The sequence below is a fragment of the Archangium lansingense genome (assembly GCF_026626635.1).
In the GTDB taxonomy this organism is placed as follows: domain Bacteria; phylum Myxococcota; class Myxococcia; order Myxococcales; family Myxococcaceae; genus Archangium; species Archangium lansingense.
The window spans coordinates 6079181-6105487 of record NZ_JAPNKA010000001.1 but is presented as its reverse complement, the minus strand read 5'-3'; the positions used below and the strand labels follow the sequence as shown (position 1 = coordinate 6105487).

3 protein-coding genes are annotated in these 26307 nt (G+C 71.0%); all 3 read right to left on the bottom strand.

Annotated features, from left to right (window positions below; genetic code table 11):
• Window positions 1-26: 26 nt before the first annotated feature.
• The 3 genes from OV287_RS24835 to OV287_RS24825 are packed head-to-tail and all read right to left on the bottom strand — an operon-like array spanning window position 27 to window position 26307.
• On the bottom strand, window positions 27-4574 hold the full coding sequence (locus OV287_RS24835; RefSeq protein ID WP_267536516.1) for a non-ribosomal peptide synthetase: 4548 nt from the start codon (window positions 4572-4574) through the stop codon (window positions 27-29).
• Complete coding sequence (locus OV287_RS24830) at window positions 4571-10711, bottom strand: type I polyketide synthase (protein WP_267536515.1); 6141 nt, start codon at window positions 10709-10711, stop codon at window positions 4571-4573. The genes OV287_RS24835 and OV287_RS24830 overlap by 4 nt, the downstream gene beginning before the upstream one ends.
• Window positions 10708-26307, bottom strand: a complete 15600-nt coding sequence (locus tag OV287_RS24825) for a type I polyketide synthase (protein WP_267536514.1) — start codon at window positions 26305-26307, stop codon at window positions 10708-10710. The genes OV287_RS24830 and OV287_RS24825 overlap by 4 nt, the downstream gene beginning before the upstream one ends.

Sequence of the window (26307 nt, the reverse complement as noted above, 5' to 3'; positions counted from 1 at the left end):
CCGCGGCCTGCCCGAGTGCCCGCGCGTCACCTCGTCTCGGGTGCATTGAGGAAGCCGCGGCGCACGAGAGATGAGAGGTAGGTCGAAATCAAGCGGGTGTCCACCGGCGGGCAGGACGTCCCTGTTCCGCCCAGGGCCTGCCGCGTGTGGTCACAATCGCAGACCACCATCCGTGGCCCTCCAACGCTCCGGTCCTCGGGCGGGACCTGCTGGAGGAACATGAGCAGATCTCCCAGCTCGCTGTCGGACGCGGCCGCCGAGGCGAGTTTGGCGAGCCATTCGTCATAGGGCAGACCGCGCAACCCGTAGCCAAAAGCCCGCATGAGGTTCCACATCTCATCGGCGCGCACGAGCTGCGGATTCACGAGGTGATAGGTCTGACCAATCGACTCCGGCCGCATGGAGAGCTCAACGATGGCGCTGCTAACGTAATCGACAGGCGTCAGGTCGAGCAGCGCATCGACGCTTGGAGCCATCCCCATCCGAACGCACCCCTTGAGGGTCCGGCACACCAGATCGTCCGTGTTCCAGGCACCCGTCTGGCTATGGCCGGTCACCCTCCCCGGCCGGAGGATGGTGACCGGGAGCCCACGCCGTGAGGCCTCCCTCACGAGCTTCTCGGCAACCCATTTGCTCTGTGCATAGCCTCCCACCAGGCTCGCGGGCCCATCCAGAGGCTCATCCTCCCGGATCGGATCCTTGCGTCCCAGGGGCAACACCGAGACCGTCGAGACGTAGTGCAGCGGCTTGAGGCGGGTCCGCGTCGCGAACCGGAGGATCTCCCGCGTGCCGAGCACGTTGGCCGCCCGTAGTGACTCGTAGGGATAGAGGAAATTGACGAGCGCACCGTTGTGGTAGACCGCGTCAATCTCTTCCGAGAGCCGCTGGAACTCCGTCTCCGAGAGCCCCAGCAGGGGCTGGCCGATATCCCCTCGGACGGGGACGATGCGGGACGCCAGGGCCTCGTTCCACAGCGAATAGTTCTCCAGGTTCTTGCGAATCCGGCGCAGCCCCTCCTGCTCCGTCGCGGCCCGCACCAGGCAGTAGATGCGCGCCTCCGTCTTGCGGCAGAGCTCCTCCAGAAGGAAGGCACCCAGGAAGCCGGTGGCGCCCGTCAGGAGGACGGTGCGCGCGGCCCCCGCCACCGGCGGCCGCACCCCGCCCGGATCGATCCCGGCCTCGAGCACGGCATCCGCTTCCATCTCCGCCGTCACATCGTGGGTTGGCAGCGAGCCCGTCCTCGCGGCCTCGATGGTCCGCGCCATCTCCTCCAGGGTCGGCGCCCGCAGCAGGGCGCGCAACGGGATGTCCGCGCCGGACGCCGAGCGCGCGAGGACGAGCACCCGGTAGAGCAGGAGCGAGTGTCCCCCGAGCTCGAAGAAGTTGTCGTGGACGCCGATCTGCTCCACACCCAGGACCTGGCGCCAGATGGCGGCCAGGGACTCTTCCCCCGGAGTCCGCGGCGCGACGTGCTCCTTCGCCGACCCCGAGCGCATGCGCTCGGGCGCCGGGAGCGCGGCGCGATCCACCTTGCCGTTCGGAGTGAGCGGCAGGGTGTCGAGGTTCACGAACGAAAAGGGAACCATGTACTCGGGCAGCCTGGACTTCAGGTAGTCACGCAGCTCTCCCGGAGCGGGCGCCTTCTCGCCACGCACGACCACGTAGGCGACGAGCTGCTTGTCCTCCCCCGACTCCCCCCGCACCACCACCACGGCATCTCGGACCGCCGGGTGCTCCGTCAGCACCGCGCCGATCTCCCCGAGCTCGATGCGGAAGCCACGGAGCTTCACCTGGTGATCCATCCGGCCCAGGTACTCGAGCTGCCCGTCCGGGAGCCACCGTGCCAGGTCACCCGTCCTGTACAGGCGGGCCTCGGTGCCACCACCGAAGGGGGAATGGACGAACCGCTCCGCCGTGAGCTCTGGTCGGCCCAGGTACCCGCGCGCGACTCCGCTGCCTCCGATGTAGACCTCGCCCGGCACGCCGATGGGCATGGGCTCCCTGTTCGGATCCAACACGTACACCTGGGTGTTCCCGATGGGGCGCCCGATGGTCGGCGTCTGCCCGCGGCCCACCTGGGTAAACGTCGAGTAGGTTGTAGTCTCGCTCGGACCGTAGAGGTTGAACACCGCTCGCACATGGTCGAGCCGGTAGATCTGCTCGACCAGCGCCCCCGCGAGTGCTTCACCCGCCAGGTTCACGATGGACACCGAGGGCGGCACGGCGCCTGCTCGCAGGAGCGCGCCCATGGCCGAGGGCACGGTGTTGATGAGCGTCACTTCCCGGGCCGCGGGCAGCTCTGGCAGCTCCAGGGCGTTCTTCGCGACGAGCACCTTCGCGCCGCAGCTGAGGGGCGTGAAGAGCTCGAAGACCGACAGGTCGAAGCAGATCGATGTCGAGGCCAGGGTCCCCGCCAGTTGGCTCGGAGAGAAGACGCGCAGGGCCCACATCAGGAAGGCCACGGCGTTGCGGTGCTCGATCATGACGCCCTTGGGCCTGCCGGTGGAGCCCGAGGTGTAGATGAGATAGGCGATCGCCTCCGGTGTCGTGTTGCGCTCGGGGTTTCCGTCCGGTTCGGCTCCAATGGTGGGCCAGTCCGTGTCCAGGCACACCACGCGCGCCTGGGTGGAGGGAAGCTCCGGCACGAGGCGCTGCTGGGTGAGCAGCACCGGCACCTGGGCATCCTCGAGAATCAGCGCCAGCCGCTCCTTCGGGTAGGCGGGATCCAACGGGACATAGGCCCCCCCCGCCTTGAGGATGGCCAGCAATCCGATGACGACATCTTCCGTACGCTCGACGCAAAGGCCGACGCGCACCTCGGACCGTACGCCGAGCCGCCGCAGATGATGGGCAAGCTGATTCGCCCGGCGATTGAGCTCGGCATAGGTGAGGGTCCGCTGCCCGCTCACCACGGCCACGGCCTGGGGAGTCCGCTCCACCTGGGCCTGCACGAGCTCGTGCATGCACACCGCCGGGACGTCGATCGCCGGGCCGTTCCAATCGGCGAGGAGCCTCCTTCGCTCTTCCGCTGTCAACAGCGGCAGCTTCGATAGCGGAGCCTCGGGATGGGCCACGATGGACTCGAGCAGCACCTGGAAGTGCCCCACCATCCGCGCCGCCGTCGAGTCGTCGAAGACCTCCTTCGAGTACTCGAGCATGCCAGCCAGGCCTTTCTCCCCCGAGGCCAGGATCAGCGAGAGCTCGAACTTGGCCGTCCCCTCCACGCTGCCATCCGGCGCTCCATTGAGGAATGACCAGCTCGTCCCTGGCAGCTCGAGGGCCGGCGCTGGAATGTTCTCCAGGGTGAAGCAGGCACGCACCAGCGGGTTGAGCCCACCATCGCGCGGCGCGCCGACCGACTGCACCACCTCGCTGAACGGCAGCGCCTGGTGGTCCAGCGCCTCGAGCACGGTCCTACGGGCACGCGCCAGCCATTGCGCGAAGGTCGGCTCGCCCGACAGCTCACACCGGAGCACCAGGGTGTTGGCAACGAAACCGATGAGATCCGGCGGCACACTCCCCCGGTTGGCGATCACCGTCCCCACACCGAAGTCGGGCTGCCCGGAGTAGCGGTGCAGGAGTGCCGAGAACGCGGCGAAGAGCACCATGAACAGGCTGCACCCTTCCCGGCTGGCGAGCTCTCGCAGGGCCTCGCTGAGCGCTGGCGACAAGGAGAGGGGAACGGTGGCACCTCGATGGCTCGTGGAGGTGGAGGCCGTGTGATCCACGGGGAGCTGGAGCGGAGGCAAACCCGTGAGCTTCTCCTTCCAGTACGTGCGCTCACGGGCTCCTGACGCTCCGGCCAGCCATGCACGCTCGCGCAAGGCCGCGTCGGCGAACTGCATCGACACGGGCGGCAACGCAGCCGTCTGCCCCCTGACGAAGGCCGTGTACAGCGCCGACAACTCCCGGACGAAGACGCCGAGTGACCAGCCATCCGTGATGATGTGGTGTTTCGTCACGAAAAGAGCGAAGTCGTCGGCCCCCAGGGCCACGAGCGTGACACGAAACAGTGGGCCTTTCGCCAGGTCAAAGGGCTGCCGGGCCAGCTCTTCCGAGCGCCGCTGGAGCTCCTCCTCGCGCGCCTGCTCCGTGAGCCCCGGCAGCTCCACGAGCGTCAGCTCCACACCGGTTTCGAGAGACTCGATGACCTGCTGGGGATTCCCCTCCACCTCGGGGAACCGCGTCCGGAGTACCTCGTGCCGCCGGACGAGCGCGTCCAGGCTCCGGCGCAGCGCCTTGATGTCGAGCGCGCCGCGCACGCGGATGCCGAGATGGACGTTGTACTGCGGCGTGCCGGGCGAGAGCCGGTCGAGGAACCAGAGCCGCTCTTGCCCACTGGACAGAGGGATGACCTCTGGCCTCGTGGGGGGTCGTCCCGGCTCGGCTCCTGCCTCCTCCCGAGAGGAGTGCTTGCGCAGGAACTCCAGGATGTCTCCCTTGTGCGCCGACAGCTCGGCGCGCAGCTCCGGGGTGAGGACGGCCTTGCCCGCCTCGACCAGGAGCTTGTCTCCGTCGACACGCAGGCGCACCCCCTTGGCCGCGAGGGTGCCCAACAACTCACGTACACTCATAGGACGAAGACCTCTTTGTCATCGGCGGCGGTCTCACCCGCTACCGGTTCAGCACCCTCCCCCGCCCTCGCGAGCGTTTCGGCCAGGGTGCGATCCATGACTTCACCCAGGAGATGCTCGCAGAGCGCGGCCAGCGTCGGGTGCTTCCAGATCAACGAGACCGGCAGCGACAGCCCCAGCCCCGACTCCAGACGGTTGCGCAGCTCGAGCCCCATCAGGGAGTCGAGGCCAAAACCCTGGATCGGCACCTCCGGATCGATGCGCGCGGAGTCCAGGCGGAGAACCCGGGCAAGCTGCTCCCGGACGAACCGCGTGAGGGCCTCGCGCGCCGCCTCCTTCGTCGCCGTCCGCAGCGTCTCAAGCAGGGCCACGTCCCTCGCGTCGGCGGAGCCCGCGCCCGAACTGGCCGGGACCAGCTCCGAGAGCCAGGGGGAGGTGCGCGCACGGGGATAGAACTCCACCCACTTGTGGAGCTCGAGCGGCATGACCGCCATCTGGGTCACCTCGCCATCGAGCAGCCGGCCCAGGAGCGCGTTGCCCTCCGCGGGCGTCAGGCTGTCCGAGCCACGCTGGGCGAGACGTTCTCCCCGGTTGGCCTGGGCCGCGGCCAGACCGACCTCCGAGAAGGGCCCCCAGTTGATGCTCAGGCCGGGCAGCCCGAGCGCCCGGCGATGGTGCGCGAGCGCATCGAGGAAGGCGTTGGCGGCCACATAGTTGCCCTGCCCCGGTGCACCGAACATCGAGGCCGCCGACGAGTACAGGACGAAGAAGTCGAGCGGCAGCTCGCGCGTCAGGACATGCAGGTTCCAGCCACCGAGGACCTTGGGCGCCATCACGCGGCGGAACCGCTCCACCGTCTGTTGCACCAGGACACCGTCGTCCAGCACACCCGCGGCGTGGATGACACCTCGCAGGGGAGGCTCCCCCTCCGCGGCCTCCGAGAGCACCCGGGCGAGCTGCGTCCGGTCGGACACGTCGGCCCGGGCCACCCGTACGCGAGCCCCGCTGGCCTCGATCGCCGCCACCGCCGCCTGCTGTTCCGGGCTCAGGGCCGTGTCACGTCCCACGAGCACGACGTGGCCCGCGCCCTGCTCCGCCATCCACTTCGCCACCGAGAGACCCAGCCCGCCGAGTCCGCCCGTGACGAGGTACGTCCCATCGGCGCGGAGCCGGCGTGCCTCCGTCGCGGGCACCACGATGCGCGCCTTTGGATCGTTCAGGGTGAGGGCGACCACCTCCGGCGGTGGGAGAGTCCCCGCCTCGCGCGCGTCCCGCACTTCCCTCCAGAGACGCGCGAACCTTTCGGGCTTGCGACGGGCGAGCTCCGGCACGTCGACCACGCACCAGGCGACGTTCGCATCACCGGCACGGGCCGGTGCTCCCGACGCACGCAGGTCGAGGACCCGGGCCCCCTCACTCAACACGGACAGACTCCGCTCGAGCTCGGCCGCGCCCGGCGCGACGACGGCCAGCTCCACCCCACGTCCTCCGGTCAGGTCCAGCAGCCGCGTGGCGAACGAGGCCTCGCTCGGATCCACGAGCCGCTCGACCCCCAGCTCCCGCAGGGCCTCCCGCTGCCCGGCCGTCGTGGCAACGGCGATGACCTCCGCGCCCGCCCCTCTGGCCAACTTGACCGCGGCACGCCCGAGCCCGCTCTCGGTCCCGAGCACCAGCACGCGGCCTCCCTTCTCGAGCCGTCCGAGGTGGAACAGCGCGTACCAGGCAGGCAGGACGGCCGCCACGAGCGCCGCGACCCCCTCGGACTGAGGAGCACCGCGCACGATGCGCGCGACATGCCGGCCATCCGGGCGAAGGGAAAGCTCCTCCTCCGCGTCGGCCACGAGCAGCTCGCGCACCAGCGCCGCTCCAGCGTCACCGGGGCCCATCACGGCGGAGACGTCCACGCGCGTGCACTGCAGCTCCGGGTGCTCTTGCGCGAGCGTGCGGCCCAGGCCCCACAACGGGGCCTGCGCCAGGCTGGAGGCCGACCCGCTGGCGGAGCCATGGTGCATGCCGCGCGTGACGAGCCACAGCCTGGGCGAACCCGACAGCCCCGCCCGGGAGAGTGCCTGGACGAGGTGCAGCACGCCGCCGCACCCCTTCATCGGCTCCACGGTGGGCTCCGCATCGTGCGGCGGCATCCCTGCGAGCTGGATCACCCCACCAGGAACCTGTTCTCCGCCGAAGGCCTCGGCCAGCACCGCGTCGAACGCCTGGGGCGAGCTCGCATCCACGATGCGGCGCCCCGGCCCCTCCCCCGCGAGGTCAACGCGGAAGACGTCTCCGCCGCGCGCCCGCAGCAGGGACTCGACCGCGTCGGCGAGCTCGCTGCCGTCGGCGACGAGCAACCAGCGCCCGCTCGCCCTGGCGGTCTCGGGGAGAGCCGGCTGGGCGGCGGGCTGATGCCGCCACTCGAGCGCGAAGAAGAGCTCCTTCCCCGCGCGCTCCGCGGCCGGGGTCTCCAGTTGCTGGATGCGCAACCCGAGCGCCTCCACCAAGAGCTGGCCGGACGCGTCGCACAGCGCGAGATCGAACTCGTACACCCCACTCGGCACGCCCTCCCGTGGGCGCAGCCGCACGTGGCAGAAGACCTCCGTCCCCGGCTGTGCATGAAACCGCAGGCTGGCGAGCGCCACGGGCACGGCGGGACCCGAATCGGGCGTGAGGTCCTCCTGGGGAACGGCCGCGGCCACCAACTGGAAACACGCATCCAGCAGGGCGGGATGGATTCGATACGCCGAGGTCCCCGCGGCGAGCGGCTCGGGCAGGCGCACGTGCCCGAGCGCCTCCGCGTGGCCACGCCACACCTGCTGGACCCCCTGGAACGCCAGTCCGTAGGCCACCCCACGACGCGCCAGCTCTTCGTAGTGAGCCGCCTGGGCGATCACCTCGGGGCAGCGCCGCCGGATCGCATCGAGCGACTCGAGCGCCCGCGCCGGCTGCCCTTCCGGAATGGGACGGATCCGCCCCGTGACGTGTGCCATCCAGCCCGCCGGAAGGCCCGCCTCCGTGCTCGCCTTCTGGCTCGAGAGCCGGAACGAGAGGGCTCCTCCGCCCTCGTCGCTCAGCGCCATCTGGACCACGCGCGGCTGCCCTTCCGGCAGTAGCAGTCCTTCCTTGAAGGAGGTGTCGACGAGCTCGTGCGCCGTCTCTCCGGACACCTCACGCGCCGCCGAGAGCGCCATCTCCAGATAGGCCGCGCCCGGCACCACCACCGAGCCACTCACGCGGTGATCCGCCAGGTACGACGGCGCCGTGGCGCTCAGCGCGGACTCCCAGAAGCGCGTCTCCTCGTGCACGGAGGCCGTGAACGAGGACCCCAGGAGCGGATGACCTCCGGAGCTCGAGCGCACGGCCCGGACGCGCGCGGTGGCGGCGGGCTCGATCTCCAACCAGTGTCGCTCGCGCTGCCACGAATAGGAGGGGAGCGCGACCCGGCGGCGCTTGTTCGGGTGCAACCGCGGCCAGTCCACGCGATCCACCCGGGTGGACAGCGCGCCCAGCGACGAGAGCAGGCAATGCCACTCCTCCTGCTCGCGGAGCAGGCTCGGCACCACGAGCCCCCGCCCCGACGTGTCCCCCTCCCTCAACATCGCATCCACGAAGGGCACGAGGATGGGATGCGGGCTCAGCTCGATGAACAGGACGTTTCCATCCTGGATGAGGCGCTGGACCGCATCTGCGAACAACACGGGCTGGCGCAGGTTGCGCACCCAGTACGAGGCATCCAGCTCGCGGCCGTCGATGGGAGCCCCCAAGACCGTGGAATAGAGCGGCACCGTGCTCCCGGTGGGGCGGATGGCCGCCATCCGCACCAGCAGCTCCTCGCGCAGCGGATCCATCTGCGGGCTGTGCGAGGCCACGTCCACCTTCACCCAACGGCAGAACACCTCGCGCCGCTGGAGACGCTCCAGCACCTCCTTCAGCGCGGCCGGGTCTCCCGAGAGCACCGTCGACTTCGGCCCGTTGCTGACCGCGATGGCGATCCGATCCTCCGCGCCCCGGATCTCCACCTGCGCCTGTTCCCGGGAGAGATCCACGACGGCCATGGCTCCCTGGCCGCTGACGCGTTTGAGCAGCTTGCTCCGCTCGCAGATGATGCGCGCCGCGTCGTCCAGAGAGAGCGCCCCCGCGACGTGCGCCGCGGCGACCTCTCCCATGCTGTGCCCCACCACGGCGTGAGGCTCCAGCCCGAACGAGCGCCACACCGCCGCGAGCGCCACCTGCAAGGCGAACAGCGTCGGCTGGATGACGTCGATGTCATTCCAGCGGGGCTGCTGCTCGGGGTTCGTCAGCAGCTCGCGCAGGGACCAATCCACATACGGGCGCATCGCCTCATGGCAACGATCGATGGCCTCCCGGAATGCAGTGTCCTCCGCGTACAGCTTCCGCCCCATTCCGAGCCACTGCGAGCCCTGCCCCGGAAAGACGAAGACGATCCGCTGTGCGAGCCCCGCGCCCCGGCGTCCCGAGGACAGACCGGCATGGCTCTGCCCGGCGGCGAAGGCCGCGAGCTGCTCGAGGAGCTCCTGCCTGGACCTCGCCGCGAGGGCGAGCCGGTGGTCGTGATGGGTGCGGCAGAGCGTCGAGGTGTAGCTGAGGTCCGCGAGCGAGCCCGCCTCCTCGCTCTTCAGGAACGTGCTCCACGTCTCCGCCAGGGAGGACAGCGCCCGCGGCGTCTTGGCGGACAGGACGACGAGCTGCGGCCTCCCGTCCTCGGCGGGTGCGGCGGTGCCGGTGGTGGCGGGAGCCTCCTCCAACACCACGTGCGCGTTGATTCCGCTCAGTCCGAAGGAGCTCACACCGGCGATGCGCCGCCCCTCGTGCGCCGGCCAGGGGATGCGCTCGACGGGGACTCGCGCCGGAATGCGATCCCACTCCACATGCGGGTTGGGTGTGTGGAAGTGCAGATGCGGGGGGATCTCCTTGTGCTGCAGCGCGAGGATCGTCTTGATGACTCCGGCGATGCCCGCGGCCGGTTCGAGGTGGCCGATGTTCGTCTTCACCGAACCGATGAAGAAGGGCCTGTCCTCCGGACGCCCCTTGCCGAGCACGGCGCCGAGCGCCCGGAGCTCGATCGGATCCCCGAGCGGCGTGCCGGTCCCGTGGGCCTCGACGTAACCCACGAGGGCCGGGGCGATGCGCGCGTTGTCGAGCGCCCGCTGGATGACCGCCTGTTGCGCCGGCCCGTTGGGGACCGTCAGTCCGCCGCTGGCACCGTCATGGTTGACGGCGGAGCCACGGAGCAACGCGAGGATCGAATCGCCATCGCGTTGCGCATCCGAGAGCCGCTTGAGCACGAGGACGCCACACCCCTCCCCTCGCACGTACCCATCCGCGGAAGCATCGAACGTCTTGCACCGGCCATCGCCCGCGAGTGCCTGCATGCTGCACAGGCAGATCGTCGTCTCCGGGGAGAGGATCAGGTTGACTCCGCCCACCAGCGCCAGGTTGGACTCACCCGCGCGGAGGCTCTCGCTGGCCAGGTGGAGCGCGACCAGCGACGACGAGCACGCGGTGTCGACCGGCATGCACGGTCCCTGCAGCCCAAGCACGTAGGCCAGGCGGCCCGGAACGAAGCTGTACCCGTTGCCCGTCGCCGTGTACCCGTCGAGGAGGGCCGGATCGTTCTCCTTCAGCAGGCGCGCCATGTAGTCGCTGGACATCACGCCCATGAAGACGCCCGTCTTGCTGCCAGCGAGCCGCTCCGGCGCCAGGCCCGCGTTCTCCAGCGCCTCCCACGCGACCTCGAGGACGAGCCGCTGCTGCGGATCCAGGCTCGCCGCCTCCCGGGGAGAGATACCGAAGAAATCGGCATCGAAGTGCTCCACGTCGTCGAGGAAGCCGCCCCGGAGTCCGTACATCTTGCCGGGGACACCCCGGCGGGAATCGTAATGGCCGGGCACGTCCCAGCGGGACTCGGGCACCTCGCGCAGCGCGTCCACGCCGTCGCGCAGGAGCTTCCAGTACGACGGACCATCGCTGGCGCCGCCAGGGAAGCGGCACCCCATTCCGATGATGGCGATCGGCTCGGTGCGGGCACGCTCCACCGCCTCGAGACGCGATTGCAACTTCTCCACGAGCAACGCGGCGCGCTGCAGCGCGGTGGGCTCGGCTGGTTTTTCCTGCTTGCTCATGATCCCTCTTCCATCAGGGCCGAGAGCTTCGCCTCCAGCGAGGCGGCGAGCTCATCCTGCGATAGTTCCATGATGCGCTGGAGCGCCGAGTCCTCGGCCTCTCCCGGCGCGCTTCCACCCGGCTGCTGCCGCAGGCCGAGGACCTCGTCGTGCAAGTAGCTCGCGAGCGCCTCGGCCGTCGGGTAATCGAAGACCAGGGTCGACGGCAGCGACGCACCCACGGTGTTCTGCAGGCGGTTGCGGAGCTCGAGCGCCATCAGTGAGTCCATCCCCACCTCGAACAACCGCTGCCGGGGTTCCAACGGGGACGATGCATCCAGGCCGAGCACCCGCACCGCCTCGCCCTGCACGTGCTCCATCAGCAGCGACAGCCGCTGGCGTGGCTCCGCCGTCTCGAGCCGGCGCCGAAGCTCGGGAGACGAACGCTCGCCAGCCTCGGACCCGGCCTCCGGCCGGCCGCCCAACTCCGCGAGCAGGGTGGGCGCCGCGCCCCGCGGGAACTGCTCGAGGTAGCGCGGCCAGTGGACCCGCATGAGGGTGACCTGCGGCTGCCCATGACCGAGCGCCCGGCCAAACGCCCCCAGCGCCACGTCCGGAGAGAAGGCCTCGATGCCCTGCGCCTGGAAGCGGGACGCGAGCTGCGCGGCCATGCCGACCTCGGCCCAGGGGCCCCAGTTGATGCTCAGCGCCGGCAGCCCCAGGGCGCGCCGGTGAAGCGCCAGCGCGTCCAGGAAGGCATTGGCTGCCGCGTAGCTGCCCTGCCCCGGCGAGCCGAGCAGCGTCGCCGCCGACGAGAACAGCACGAAGAAGTCGAGCTCCCCGCCCTGGGTCAACTCATGGAGGTGCCACGCGCCGTCCACCTTGGGTGCGAGCACCCGGGTGAAGCGCTCCCAGTCCTGCTGCAGGAGGACGCCGTCGTCCAGGACGCCCGCTGCATGGACTACGCCGCGCAGGGGGGCCAGCCTTCCCGCCTCTTCGAGGGTGCGGCGAACGTCTTCCCGCTTCGACACATCCGCCTGGAGGACGAGGATCCTCGCGCCAGCGGCCTCCAGGGCTCGGAGGGTCTCCTGGGCCTCTGGCCTGGGCCTGCCGCGCCCGATGAGTACCAGGTTCCGCGCGCCCTGCTCCACCATCCACCGCGCGAGCGAGAGGCCCAGCCCACCGAGCCCACCCGTGAGCAGGTAGCTCGCGTCCGGCCGCAACGGCGGCACCGTCCGCGGCTCGTCACGCGACGCGCGCATCCGCGCGACGTGGCGCTGGCCCTCGCGGATCACCACCTGCCGCTCGCCATCCGAAGCGCTGAGCTCACGCCAGATCGCCAGCGCATCGTCTCCGGAGGCGGCGGGATCGAGATCCACGAGCGCACCACACCGATCGGGATGCTCCTGCGAGAAGACGACGCCCAGGCCCCAGAGCGGGACCTGCTCCAGCGCGAGCGGCCTCGAGCCGGACGAGAGCGCCCGGGCTCCACGGGTCACCAGCCAGAGACGAGCGGTGGAGGGCGAGCCCGCCAGTGCCTTGACCAGATGCAGCGCGCTGCCACAACCCAGCAGGTGCGCCGCGCGCAGCGACTCCAGGTCCTCTCCGCCAGGCCCACGCAGCCCCCAGAGGTGGATGACGCCCCCGAGCGATTCGCCCGGCGGCACTGCCTCCTCGAGCAGCCGCGCGTAGTCCTCGGCGCGCTGGGGATCGAGGGTGAAGCGGTCCCCGTCGTGGCGGACGAACGCCTCGCCCGGGTGGACCAGCACGGAGCGGCAACCACTCCACCGGAGCCGCTCCGCCAGGGCCTCCGCGGTGCCCGCCGCGTCCGCGAATACGATCCAGCGGCCGAGCCCGGGCACCCCGTCGGGCAGGGGCTGACGCATCCAGCCGAGCTCGTAGAACGTCTCGCGCTGGCCATGGCGCAGCACCGCCATCAACGCCTCGCGCGGTGCGCGCTTGTGCTTCAACCCCTCGATCTCGATGAGCACCCGCCCCTCGGCGTCGACCACGTACACGTCACCGGTGATCACCTCACCCACGGCGTCCCCGGCGTCCCGGCGCACGGCGTACGCCCACACGGGGCCGCTCGGCCGCTCGTGGAAGCGGAAACGCTCCACCGAGATCGGTACGTAGACGGTGCTCAGCTGCGCGTCGTCGCGGATGAGATCCGTGCCCATCGCCTGCAGGAAGGAGTCGACGAGGCCCGGGTGAATGTACAGCCCCCGGTCATCCCGCTCCGTTGGCAGGCGCAGCTGGCAGAGCGCCTCGCGCCCGCCGCTCCAGATGCGCTCGATCCACCGGAACGCGTGGCCGAGGTTGAACCCGATGTCCCAGTTCCGCTCATAGATACCCGAGTCCACCTGGCGCGAGCAGCGCGCCTCGATCTCCTGCCGCGACAGGGGCGCCGGGCGCGCGGGCCCGTCTCCGCCCACTTGCAGCGACCCCGTACCATTCAGGAGCCAGCCCTCGGTCTCCGGGTCGGCGGACGCGGAGAGGCTGTAGAGCTCGAAGTCGTACCGGCCCTGCCCCTTGGGCGCGAGGACGAGCTGGACGAGCTGTTCCTCCTCGTCCGCGAGCACGATGGGCTGCGAGAAGAGGCACTTCTCGATGGTGTACGGCCCGGCCCCGAGCGACTGGGCGGCGGTCGCGAGGATGCGGGCGATGTGGCATGAGCCGGGCACGACGATCGTCCCGTAGAGCCGGTGCTCGTCGAGGAAGGGCAACGACTGCGCGCTGTAGCGGCCCTCGAAGACGATCGCCTTGTTCAGGGGCGAGCGCACACGCTGTCCGACGAGCGCCTGCGCACTCGTGACCGGCGAGGCCGGACGAGAGGCCTTGGGCGCCTCCAGCCAGTGCCGCTGGTGCTGCCACGGATACGTCGGAAGCGTGACACGCGACCGGCGGCGCCCACCGTCCACCGCGGCCCAGTCCACCGCCACGCCCTGGGTGTAGAGCGCCCCCAGGCTGGAGAGGATCTGCGGCTGCTCGGAGTGGCCCTTGCGCAGCGAGGGCAACCAGGTGCCCGCGTCCTCCCCGAGCCCCTTCAGCGCCATGCCGGTGAGCGTCGGATGCGGGCCGACCTCCACGAACACGGTGCCGCCGAGCGCCCGGAGCGCCTTCAGCCCGTCGTGGAAGCGCACCGCCTCGCGCACGTGGCGGCGGAAGTACGTGGCGTCGAGCACCTCACCGTCCCCGAGGACCTGGCCCGTGACATTGGAAGCCAGGTGGATGCGGGGCGCGCGGAAGGAGATCTTCCCGGCCGTGAGCTCGAAGGAGTCCAGCATGGGCTCCATGAGCGGCGAGTGGAACGCGTGGGACACGGTGAGCCGCCGGGTCTTGATGCCCCGGGCCTGCAACGAGGCGGCGATCGCCTCCACCGCCTCGCGCTCGCCGGAGAGCACCGTGTCCGCCGGCCCGTTGACCGCCGCGATCGAGACGCGATCCGCGTACGGAGCCAGGAGCTCCGCGACCTGCTCCTCGCTGGCGGAGACGGCCATCATCTCGCCATTGCGCGGCAGCGCTTGCATGAACCGCGCGCGCTCGGTGATGAGCCCGAGGGCCTCCTCGAGGTCCATCACCCCCGCCACGCAGGCGGCGACGTACTCGCCGACGCTGTGGCCCAGCACGGCCCAGGGCTCGACGCCCCAGGAGCGCCACAGCTCCGCCAGCGCGTACTCCAGCGCGAAGAGCGCCGGCTGCGTGAACTCGGTGTCGTCGATCCGCGACCCCGTCCCGTGCATCACCGACAGGAGGGACTCACCCCACCTGCCCTCGAGCAGCGCGTTGCAACGATCCAGGGCCGCGCGGAACACGGGCTCGGTCTCGTACAGCTCCCGGCCCATGCCCGCGTACTGCGCGCCCTGCCCCGTGAACACGAAGACGACCTTGGGGTCCTCGCCCTCGGCACGGCCCTGGACCAGCCGGGGGACCTCCTCCCCGCGCGCGAACGCCAGCAGCCGCTCCCGGGCCTGCTCCGCCGACTCCGCGACGAGCGCGAGCCGGTGCGCGAACGAGGTGCGCTGGGTGTTCGCCGCGTGGCAGACATCCGCGAACGCCTGTGCCGGGTGCGTGGCGAGGTGCTCACCGACCCGCGCCGCGAGCTGCGTGAGAGCGCCCTTCGTCTTCGCCGAGAGCGCGAGCACGTGCGCGCCCGGCTCGGACCGGGCCGCGACGGGCTCGGGCGGAGGCGCCTCCTCCACGATGACGTGCGCGTTGGTTCCGCTCAGGCCGAAGGCGCTGATGCCGGCGATCCGCGGACGCGAGCGCTCCGGCCACGGAGTGGGCTTCGTGGGGATGTCCAGCGGGAACCCGCCCAGCTCGATGTGGGGGTTGAGTTGCTGGAGGTGCAGGTGCGGCGGGACCACCCCGTGCCGCTGCGAGAGGACGACCTTGATGAGACCGGCGATGCCCGCCGCCGCCTCCAGGTGGCCGATGCTGGTCTTCACCGAGCCGATGAGTAGCCGCTGCTCGAGCGTGCGCCCCTCACCGAGCACCCTGGCCAGCGCCCGGACCTCGATGGGATCACCGAGCGACGTGCCCGTTCCGTGCGCCTCGATGTAATCCACGTCCGCGGGCGCGACACCGGCGTTGGCCAGGGCGGCGCGGAGGACCTGCTGCTGGGCATCCCCGTTTGGCACCGTGAGCGCGCTGCTCGGGCCATCGTGGTTGACGGCCGAGCCGCGGATGACGGCGAGGATGTCATCTCCATCCCGCTTCGCATCGGACAGGCGCTTGAGGACCACGATGCCGCAACCCTCGCTGCGCACGTAGCCGTCCGCGGAGGCATCGAAGGTCTTGCACCGTCCATCCCGGGACAGCGCCCGGAGCTGCGCGAGGTAGATGGTCGAGTGCGGCGCGAGCGTCAGGCTGACGCCACCGGCGAGCGCCAGGTTGCTCTCGCCGGAGCGCAGGCTCTGGCAGGCCAGGTGCACGGCCACCAGCGACGAGGAGCACGCGGTGTTCAAGCTCATCGTCGGACCCTGGAGCCGGAGCACGTAGGCCAGCCGGCCAGCGGCGAAGCTCGAGTCGTTGCCCGTGGCGATATAGGCGTCACCCGGGGCCGAGGCACTGCCCACCCCGTGGAGCATCGCGTACTCGTTGCTGCCGATTCCGATGAACACGCCGGTGCGGGTGTTGGCCACGTGCGCCGGAGCGATCCCCGCGTGCTCCAGGGACTCCCAGGCCACCTCCAGCAGCAGGCGCTGCTGCGGGTCCATGTTCGCCGCTTCCCGAGGAGCAATTCCGAAGAACTGGGAGTCGAACTGATCGACCCCATCCAGGAAGCCACCCCACCGGGTGTAGGTCTTCCCCGGGACGCCCGGCTGTGGGTCGTAATACTCGTCGAGCTTCCACCGCGAGGCGGGAACCTCGCGGATGGCGTCCACGCCTCCCTCCAGCAGCCGCCAGAAGGACTCGGGGCCCGAGGCCTGGGGCACCCGGCAGCCAATGCCGATGATCGCGATCGGCTCCGTCGCGCTGCTCGCTGCGCGCTCGGCCTCCTCCTTCACCTCCACGTCCAGCTGGAGCACGTCCTGCAGGATGTGGGAAGCGAGTGCCAGGACGGTGGGACGATCGAACGCGATCGTCGACGCGAGCTCGACACCGAGCCGGGCCGCCAGCCGCCGCCGCAGCTCCAGGGCGGTGATCGAGTCCATGCCCGTCTCGAAGAAGCCCTGCTCCAGCTTGACCGAGGCGCTCGACGGGAAGCCGAGCACCCGGGCCACCTCCTCACGGACCCAGGAGATCACCAACTCCTTGCGGCGCGCGGGCGAGGCGCTGTTCAGCTGCGCCAGCGCCTCGCTTCCGGCGGCCTGCTCCACCGGACGCGGCGCGGGAGCCGAGGGCGCCGGCACCGGGCCGAGCGCCTCCAGCAGAGGCCTGCGCGCCCGCGACTCATAGACGGACTTGAAGAGGCTCCAGTCGACCGGAGCGACGCTGCGCTGGGTCACGTCCATGGCGAGCAGCGCCTCGAGTACCTGGACCCCTCCCTCCACGGTGACACCCCGGAGACCCATGCGCTCGAACCAGCGCAAGCCCTCCTCTGCGACCATGCCCTCGGCGGCCCAGGGGCCCCAGTTGATGCTCAGCGCGTGCTGTCCCCGTGAACGGCGGTAGTGGGCGAGCGCATCGAGGAACTGGTTGCCCGCGGCGTAGTGCGCCATCCGGGCCGAGCCCCACACGGCCGAGCCCGACGAGAAGTAGACGGTGAAGTCCAGCTCCAGCTCGCGCGTGAGTTGGTGGAGCACCCAGCCACCGGTCACCTTGGGACGGAGGATGGAGGCGAGCGCCGCCTCGTCCATCGTCTCGAGCGGCACGAGCGTGGACACACCCGCGGCGTGGATGATGCCCTTCAGCGGAGCCGGGCTTCGATGGATCGACTCGAGTACCTCCGCCATGCGGGCCGGGTCACCCACGTCCGCGCTGAGGGCGTGCACGATGACCCCCTCGGCCTCCATCGCCTCGATCGCGGCGAGTTGCCGGCCAAGGTCTCCCTCGCGGGGGAGCGCCGGCCACTCCGCGCGGTCGGGCAGTCCCCTCCGGCCCAGCAGCACCAGGTGCCGCGCGCCCTTGGAGACCATCCACCTCGCCACGTGCAGCCCCAGCCCACCCAGACCGCCGGTGATGAGGTACGTCGCATCGGCACGGAGCGCAACGGGCGCGAGCGCAGCAGCAGGAGGCGCGGAGACGAGGCGCGCGATGTACCGGGCCCTACCGCGGAAGGCGAGCTGATCCTCCCCATCGGAGCCGGACAGCTCGCGCCACAGCGCCTCCACCTCGCCCGCCGGAGCGCTTGGATCCAGATCCACCAACCCGCCCCAGATCGCCGGGTGCTCGAGGGCCATGACCCGCCCCAGGCCCCACATGGGCGCGTGCAGCGGCGAGCCGACCGCGACGTCGCCCACCGGCTGGCTACCACGCGTGCACAGCCACAGCCGGGCACCGTTCGCGGAGCCACTCCGCACGAGCGCCTGCACGAGGCGCACCGCCGAGTGGACCCCCAGCTGCTGCGCGGATTCAACCTCCGCGAGCGTGGGCTCCGAGGCCGGCGGAGCATCCGCTCCCCACAGGTGCACGACGGCTCGAACCGGACCGACCGCCTGGAGCAGCCGCTCGAAGTGCTCGGGGCGCCGCGGATCGATCGACCGTACCCGCTGGCCTCGTACCGACTCCTCCTCCCCGGGGATGATCAACCAGCACGGCTCGCCCCTCTCCTCGAGCAGCGCGGCCAGCGCGGCGCCAGTGCCTTCGCGATGGCCGAGGACGAGCCACGCCCCGGCACTCTGCTGCGCGCGCGGTGCAACCGCCCCGCGCTCACTCGCCTGCCACGTCAGATCGTAGACCCAATCGTCCGGCCGGGTCGTGCCCGGAGCCTGAGCGCCGCTGCCCACGCCACTGGCCGCGGCCGCCGGAGCGTCGATCCAGTACCGGGAGCGCTGCCACGGATAGAGGGGCAGCGAGACCGGGCGCCCTCCCGAGGGGGAGAGCCGGGCCCAATCCACGGCGAAGCCCTTCACGTGGAGCCCTCCCAGGGCACCGAGCATCACCGTGTGGCCATCCCGCCCCTTGCGCAGGGAGGGCACCGCGGCGCCCTCCAGCTCGCGGCGCGCGAGCGCCTGGGAGACGTACCGGCCGAGCGCCGGCTGCGGCCCGAGCTCCACGAAGAGCCGGTGGCCCTCGTCGAGCAGGGTGTCCACCGCGTCGGAGAAACGCACCGCCTCGCGGATGTTGCTCGCCCAGTATGCCGCGTCGAGCGCCTGGCCCTCGATGACCCTGCCGCTGACGGTCGAAATCATCGGGATGGACGTCGGCCGCGTCTCGAGACGGCCCAACACCTCGACCAGCTCGGGCTGGAGCGGTGCCATCTGCTGGCTGTGGAACGCGTAGTTGACGCCGAGATCACGCGTGGAGATGCCACGCGCGCGCAGGGTTTCGAGCACCTCCCCGAGTGCCGCCGGCTCGCCGGAGAGGACCACGGAGCGGGCATCATTGATGGCCCCGATGGATAGCCGCTCGGCGTAACGCTCGAGCTCGCGCCGGGCCTCCTCGGGCGAGAGTTCGACCGCGGCCATGCGGCCCTTGCCCGTTGCCCGCTGCATGAGGCGGCTCCGATGCGCCACCAGGCGCGCCGCCTCGGGCAGGCTCAGCGCTCCGGCCACGTGCGCGGCGGCGATCTCGCCCACGCTGTGACCCACGACGGCGGCCGGGACGACCCCGAGCGCACGCCAGGCCGCTGCGAGCGCGACCTGGATCGCGAAGATGGCGGGCTGCGCCACCTCCGTCTCGTCCAGCCTCGACGCGGGGCCTTCCGCCTCGAGCGCCTCGACGATCGAGAACCCGGTGTGCTGGGCGAGGAGCGTGTCGCACTCGCGCAGAGCGGCGGCGAAGGGCTCGCTCCGTGCGAGCAGATCCCGCCCCATGCCCTGCCACTGCGAGCCCTGACCGCCGAAGACGAAGACCACCTTGCCCCGCCGGCTCTCGACGACCCCCGTGGAGAGGTACGGCGGCGCCGAGCCCTCGAGGAAGGACTGGAGCTGCTCGCCCCATTCCTGCGTGGAGCGGCCGGCCACGGCGAGACGGTGCTCGTGGTGGTTGCGCCGGAGCGCGGCGGTGTAGGCGATGTCCTCGAACGAGAGGCTCTCGTTGCCCGGCTGGGCCAGGAGCTCACGGTACGAGCGCGCGAGCGCCCGCAGCGCGCCCTCGCTCCGCGCGGACAGGGCGAGGAGCTGGGCCCCGGCCTCGGCGGCCGGGTGCGCACGGGATGACGTGGGAGGCTCCTCGAGGATGACGTGCGCGTTGGTCCCGCTGATGCCGAAGGAGCTCACGGCCGCGTACCGGCGCCGCTGGGCGGCGGGCCACGGCTGCGGCTGCGTCGGGATGACGAAGGGCGTGTCCTCGAGCGAGATACGGGGGTTGAGCGCCTTGAAGTGCAGGTGCTTCGGGATGGCCTCGTGCCGCAGGGCGAGGAGGACCTTGATGAGGCCCGCCATGCCGGCCGCTGCCTCCAGGTGCCCGATGTTCGTCTTGGCGGAGCCGAGGAAGCAGGGGAAGCCGTCCTCGCGCCGGGCGCCATAGGTCTCCCGCAGGGCCTCGACCTCGATCGGATCCCCGAGCGGCGTACCGGTGCCGTGGGCCTCGATGTAGCCGATGTCCCGGGGCGACAGCCGGGCCGCCGCCAGGGCCTCGCGGATCAGCGCCTGCTGGGCCAGCACGTTGGGCGCCGTCAGTCCGGTGGAGCCACCGTCCTGGTTCACGGCCGAGGCGCGAATCACCCCGAGGACGTTGTCTCCCTGGGCCAGCGCATCGGAGAGCCGCTTGAGCACGACGACGCCGCAGCCCTCACCACGGACGAAGCCATTGGCCCTCGAATCGAAGGTCCGGCAGCGCCCGTCCGGGGACAGCGCCATGAGCTTGGAGAGCCAGGAGCTCGGACGCGGGGAGAGGAGCAGGTTGACGCCTCCCACGAGCGCCGCGTCGCACTCCCGGTTGCGCAGGCTCTGGCTGGCCAGGTGCAACGCCACGAGCGAGGACGAGCAGGCCGTGTCCACGGACATGGCCGGGCCGCGCAGATCCATCAGGTACGAGAGCCGCCCGGCGATCACGCTGTTGGAGCAGCCGATGACCGAGTAGACGTCTCCCTCGACGCCGCGCTCCGCCTGCAGCATGGCGTAGTCGTAGCCGCACACGCCGACGAAGACGCCCGTGCGAGTGCCCGCAAGGCGCGACTTCGGCAGGCCGGCATCCTCGAGCGCCTCCCAGGCGACCTCGAGCAGCAGCCGCTGCTGCGGATCCATGGCCACGGCCTCGCGAGGCGCGATCCCGAAGAACTCCGGATCGAAGCCATCCACGCGCTCCAGGAAGCCTCCCCAGCGCGTGCCCTTGTGCTCGGCGGCGTCCGTGCTGCTCCGCCAGCGCTCGGCGGGGACCTCGCGGACGGCATCCACCCCTTCAGACAACAGCCGCCAGTACGCCTCCGGCTCGTTGGCGCCGCCCGGGAAGCGGCAGCCGATGCCAACGATGGCGAGGGGCTCGAGGCCCTGGTCAGCCGGGGCCTCCTGCCTCGTGGCCGTCTGCGTGGACACGGTCCGCACCGCCGGGGACTCGACCCGGGAGGCGCGGGTCTCGCTCTTCGCCGGACGGGCCTCGGAGCGGGCCTCGGCGTCGAGGAGGGGCTCCAGCTTGCTGAACAGGTGCGTCGTCAGCGCCTGCACCGTGGGGTAGGCGTAGATGAGCGTCGCGGGCAGCGTGAGCTTCAAACCCGACTCGATGCGGTTGCGCACCTCCAGGCCCGTCAGGCTGTCCATCCCCTGCTCGCCGAAGGGCTGATCGGGCTCGATACGATCCGGCTCCATGCGGAGGATGCGGCCGATCTGCTCGCGCAGGTAGGCCTCCAGGAGTCCGAGCCGCTGCTCCGGCTCCGCCGCTGCGAGCTGCTCGCGCGCACCGCCCTTGCGAGAGGAAGTGCCCCCCACCCGCTCCTGCATCAGCGCGGAGAGGAAGGGTGCCTGCGCCGCGCTCAGATAGAACTCGCGCCACTGCCGCAGGTCGAGCGGCACCACGACGGCCTGCGCGACCTCGCGCGCCAGGAGACGGCCGAGCGCCTCGAGCGCCTGCGCGGGCGGCATGTTGCCCACGCCCCGAAGGGCCAGGCGCTCGCCGCGATTCGTCGCCCCGGCGGCGAGCCCCACGTCGGCCCACGGCCCCCAGTTGACGCTCAGCGCCGGGAGTCCGGCCGCGCGCCGGTGATGCGCGAGCGCGTCCATGAAGGCGTTCGCCGCCGCGTAGTTGCCCTGGCCCGGCGAGCCCAGCACCGACGCCGCCGACGAGAACATCACGAAGAACTCGAGCGGGCGGCCCTGCGTCTGCACATGCAGGTTCCACGCGCCCTGGACCTTCGGCGCCAGCACCGAGCGCAGCCGCGGCTCATCCAGTTGCGTCAGCACGCCATCGGCGATGACACCCGCCGCGTGGACGATGCCGCGCAGCGGCCGCTGCTCCGCGTCGATGGACTCGAACAGGCTCGCCACGTCGGCGGCACTCGTGACGTCCGCGCGGTGGACGCGCACCCCGACTCCGCTCGCCCGGAGCTCTCCCAGCACCCGCTCCGCCTGCTCGGAGGGAGCGCCACGCCCGGTGAGCACCAGGTGCCGAGCGCCCCTCTGGACGAGCCACTTCGCAACCTCCAGCCCGAGCCCACCCAGGCCACCCGTGATGAGGTAGGTGCCATCCGCCGTGAGCTCGAGAGGCTTCTGCGCCTCGCGCCCGGACGTTCCCCGTCCCAGCCGCGCGATGTAGCGCACCGCCCCACGCAGGGCGATCCGATCTTCCGCCCCGTCGGCCAGCAACTCCTCGGTGAGAGAGGCGAGCTCCTCGGGCGATGGCCGGGCGCTCAGATCCACGTGCGCGCAGCGCAGCTCGGGGTGCTCATGGGTGATCACCGCCGCGAGGCCCGCGAGGGGCGCGGAGGCCGGAGAGCCGGGGCGCTCGTTCTGGGCGAGCACCTGGACCCCCGACGTCACCAGCCACAGCCGGGGCGCATCGCGCCATCCACGCTGCGCCCACGCCTGCAGCAGGTACACCACGCTGGTGCAGCTCAGGGACAACGTCTGTTCGAGCGACCCGGGCTCCTTCGCTTCGGACGTATCGAGCCCGAAGAGGTGCACCATGCCCCTGCAAGGCGAGTGCTCGCCGAAGGCCTCGCCCAGGAGCTTCTGGAAGTCCTCGAGCCGGGCGGGATTGATGCGGTAGCGATCCTCGCCGAGCCGCTCGTAGGTGGTCCCCGCCTCCACCACGACACAGCCACCGGAGCGCTCCGCGAGCGCGGCGGCCAGCGACTGGCCCGTGCCCCGCGCATCCGCGAAGACGAGCCACCGGCCCTGCTTCCGCGAGCTCCCCTCCTCCACCCGGGCCTGGCGCTGCTGCGGCTGCCATTGCACGGAGTAGATCCAACGGCCCACCTCGTCGGCCGGCGCGCTGGCGGCGCCGATCTTCTTGCACACCAGCCGCTGAACCTCGGCCACCACCCGCCCCTGCTCATCCAGGAGCGTGACGTCGCACTCGACCACGCTCGAGCCCGCGGAGGCCCCATCGACGATCCGGACATGGCTCCAGAGCCCGGCCTCCGGACGCGCCAGGACACGCAGCCGCGAGAGCGCCACAGGCACGTAGACGCCCTCCTCGCCATCGAGACCCTCGAGCGCCGCCGCCAGCACCTGGAAGCAGCCGTCGAGTAGCGCCGGGTGCAGGCCGTAGCGCTCCACCTCCGCCTTCAGCTCGTCATCGAGCTGCACACGGCCGAGCGCCTCCCCCTTCGCCCGATACAGCTCACGCACCACGCGGAAGCTCGGGCCGTACTCCAGACCGATCTCCCGGAGTGTCTGGTAATGCGCCTCGACGGAAGACTCCTCGCCGCAGCGCACGCGAAGCTCCTCGAGCCCGGCCAGAGCCGCGCCCTCCACGGCGGACGCATCCCCGTGCCGCAGGGTGCCCTCGGCGTGGAGCGTCCAGATCAGCTCGGCGGGTGCCGCCTCGCGCACGGCCGGTGCGCTGAAGAGCCGGAACGCGCTCGCACCCGGGCGCTCCGTCGAGAGCCACAGCTGAAGCACCCGCTCCTCGTCCTCGGGGAAGGACAGGAGCGTGCTGAAGCTCATGTCCTCGAGGAAGGCCGGCCCCCCGAGCACCTGCCTCGCCGCGCTCAGCGCCATGTCGACCATGGCCGCCGCAGGCAGCGCGGGCACGCCCTGGACACGGTGCTCCGCGAGCAGGGGGAAGTGCTTCGGCCCCAGCTGCACCTGCCAGAGGCGCGCGACGTCCCCCTGCGCGGACAGGTCGATGCGCTCGCCGACGAGCGGGTGTCCGGAGGTGGTGCGCGACGCATGCGCGCCACGGGAGGCGGGCTCCAGCCAGAAGCGCTCGCGCTGCCAGGGATACGAGGGCAGCCTCACAAGCTGTCCCTTGCCCGGATACACCCGGTTCCACGCCACGCGGTGGCCCGAGGCATAGAGGGCGCCGAGCGAGGAGAGCATCGTGTGCCGCTCGGCCTCACCACGCCGGAGGGACGCGAGCACCGCGCCCTCCCTGCTCACCGCGTTCATCGTCTGCTCGACGGCCGGGAGCAGGACGGGGTGCGGGCTCACCTCGACGAAGGTGTCGTACTCGCCCGCGAGGAGCCGCTGCGCCGCCGCCGCGAAGCGCACCGGGTTGCGGAGGTTGTTCCCCCAGTGAGCAGCATCCAGCTTCGCTCCATCGAGGAACTCCCCCGTCACGGTGGAGCAAAGGGGAATCTCCGCGGAACGGGGCGAGATGCGCGCGATCCGTCCCTCCAGCTCCCGGCTGATCACCTCCACCAGCGGAGTGTGAGACGGCACATCCATCTTCACCCAGCGGCAGAACACGCCCCGCTGCTCGAGCGCCGCGACTGCCTCCTTGACCGCCTCCGGCTCCCCCGACAGCACCTGCGAGCGGGGACCATTCAGGCCCCCAAGCCAGATCCTTCCGCTCCAAGGACGGATCGCCTCCTCGGCCTCCTCCACCGACAGCTCGACCATGGCCATCGTGGCGCCCCGCCCCCCCAGGGTGCGCATGAGCTTGCTGCGATGGCAGATGATGAAGGCGGCATCCTCGAGGCTCAGCGCCCCGGCCACGTGGGCCGCGACCACCTCGCCCATGCTGTGTCCCATCACGGCGTCGGGCTCGATTCCCCACGAGCGCCACAGGGCAGTGAGGGCCACTTCTACCGCGAAGAGCACCGGCTGGTTGATGTCGATCTCGGCCAGACGCGAGCTCGACTCATCCTTGGCGAGCTCGTCGAGCACGCTCCAGCCCAGGTGGGACCGCAGCGCCTGGTCCACCTTGACCAGCGTGTCGCGGAACACCGGCTCACTCTCCATCAACTCCCGGCCCATGCCAGCCCGCTGCGCGCCCTGGCCCGGGTAGACGAAGACGATCTTCCGGCGCAAGCCGAACGCCTTGCGGCCCGCCCAGGCGTCACCCGGCAGCTCTCCTCGCACGAACGCCCGCAGCCGCTCGGCGGTGCGCTCGCGCGAGTCCGCCAGCACCGCGAGGCGGTGGGGATGGTGCGTGCGGTGCGCGGACGCCGTGTAGCAGACATCGGAGAGGCTCCCTCCCCCGTCACGGCCGAGCCGCTCCGCGTAGCGGTCGGCGAGGGCCAGGAGCGCCTCACGGCTGCGCGCGGACAGGGGCAGCAGCTCCGGGCGCTGCGGCAGCGAGGACTTCACCGCGGGCTGGGGTGCCTCCTCGAGGATGACGTGGGCGTTGGTCCCGCTGATTCCGAACGAGCTGACACCCGCACGGCGTGGCTGCCCGGAAGTCTGCCAGGGCGTGAGCCGCGTGGGGACTGTGAGCGCACTGCCCTCGAGCTGGATGCGAGGGTTGAGCTGCTTGAGGTGCAGGTGCGGCGGGATGCTCTGGTGGCGCATCGCGAGCACGACCTTCATGAGCCCCGCCACGCCCGCGGCGGCCTCCAGGTGTCCCACGTTGGTCTTCACCGAGCCAATGCCACACACGCCGCCGTCGGCGCGCGGGACGCCGTAGGTCTCGCGCAGCGCCTCCGCTTCGATCGGATCGCCGAGCGAGGTACCGGTGCCGTGCGCCTCCACGTAGCTCACCTGCTCCGGCTTCAGCCCGGCGTTCTCCAGCGCCTGGCGGATGAGCGCCTGCTGCGAGAGCACGTTGGGCGCGGTGAGCCCCGTCGACTTGCCGTCCTGGTTGATCGCCGAGCCGCGGATCGTCGCCAGGATGTGATCTCCATCCGCGAGCGCATCCGAGAGGCGCTTGAGGACGACAACCCCGCAGCCCTCACCGCGGGTGAAGCCATTGGCGGAAGCATCGAAGGCCTTGCTGCGGCCGTCGGGCGAGAGGGCCTGCAGCTTGGACACGAGCAGCACGGACTGCGGCGAGAGGATCAGATTCACGCCGCCCGCGAGCGCCATGTTGCACTCGCGCGCCCTCAGGCTCTGGCAGGCCAGATGGAGCGCGACGAGCGAGGACGAGCAGGCGGTGTCCACCACCAGGCTCGGCCCCTGCAGGTTGAAGAGATAGGACAACCGGCCGGAGAGGACGCTCGTGGCGATGCCGGTGGCGCTGAACGCGTCCCCCGTCTCCGGGCGATCCACCTGCATGCAGTGGTAGTCGTCATTGCACGCGCCGATGAAGACGCCGCCGCGGCTGCCCGAGAGCTTGTCCACATCCAGGCCAGCGTCCTCGAGCGCCTCCCACGCGACCTCGAGCAGCAGGCGCTGCTGGGGGTCCATCCGCACCGCCTCGCGGGGAGAAATCCCGAAGAAGCCCGGGTCGAAGGCGTCCACTGCGTCCAGGTAACCGCCCCAGCGCGTGGCCCCATCGCCAATGCCAGCGGTCTCCTCCGTCGACCAGCGCGAGAGGGGAATCTCCCGCACGGCGTCGACACCGTCGTGGAGCAACCGCCAGAAGGACTCCACGTTCTCCGCCTGGGGGAAGCGGCACGCCATGCCCACGATGGCGATGGGCTCCTTCGCGGCCCCCTCTACGGCGTTCAACCGGGCCTGCATCTTCTCCAACGCCACCAGCATGCGCTTGGCGGGAGACAGCTCGCTGGACTCGTCGTTGCGGTTTGCCAT

Bases quoted from the DNA above. Each gene is read 5' to 3' on its own strand.
- OV287_RS24835 (WP_267536516.1), bottom strand. From the start codon at position 4,574: ATGAGTGTACGTGAGTTGTTGGGCACCCTCGCGGCCAAGGGGGTGCGC.
- OV287_RS24830 (WP_267536515.1), bottom strand. From the start codon at position 10,711: ATGAGCAAGCAGGAAAAACCAGCCGAGCCCACCGCGCTGCAGCGCGCC.
- OV287_RS24825 (WP_267536514.1), bottom strand. From the start codon at position 26,307: ATGGCAAACCGCAACGACGAGTCCAGCGAGCTGTCTCCCGCCAAGCGC.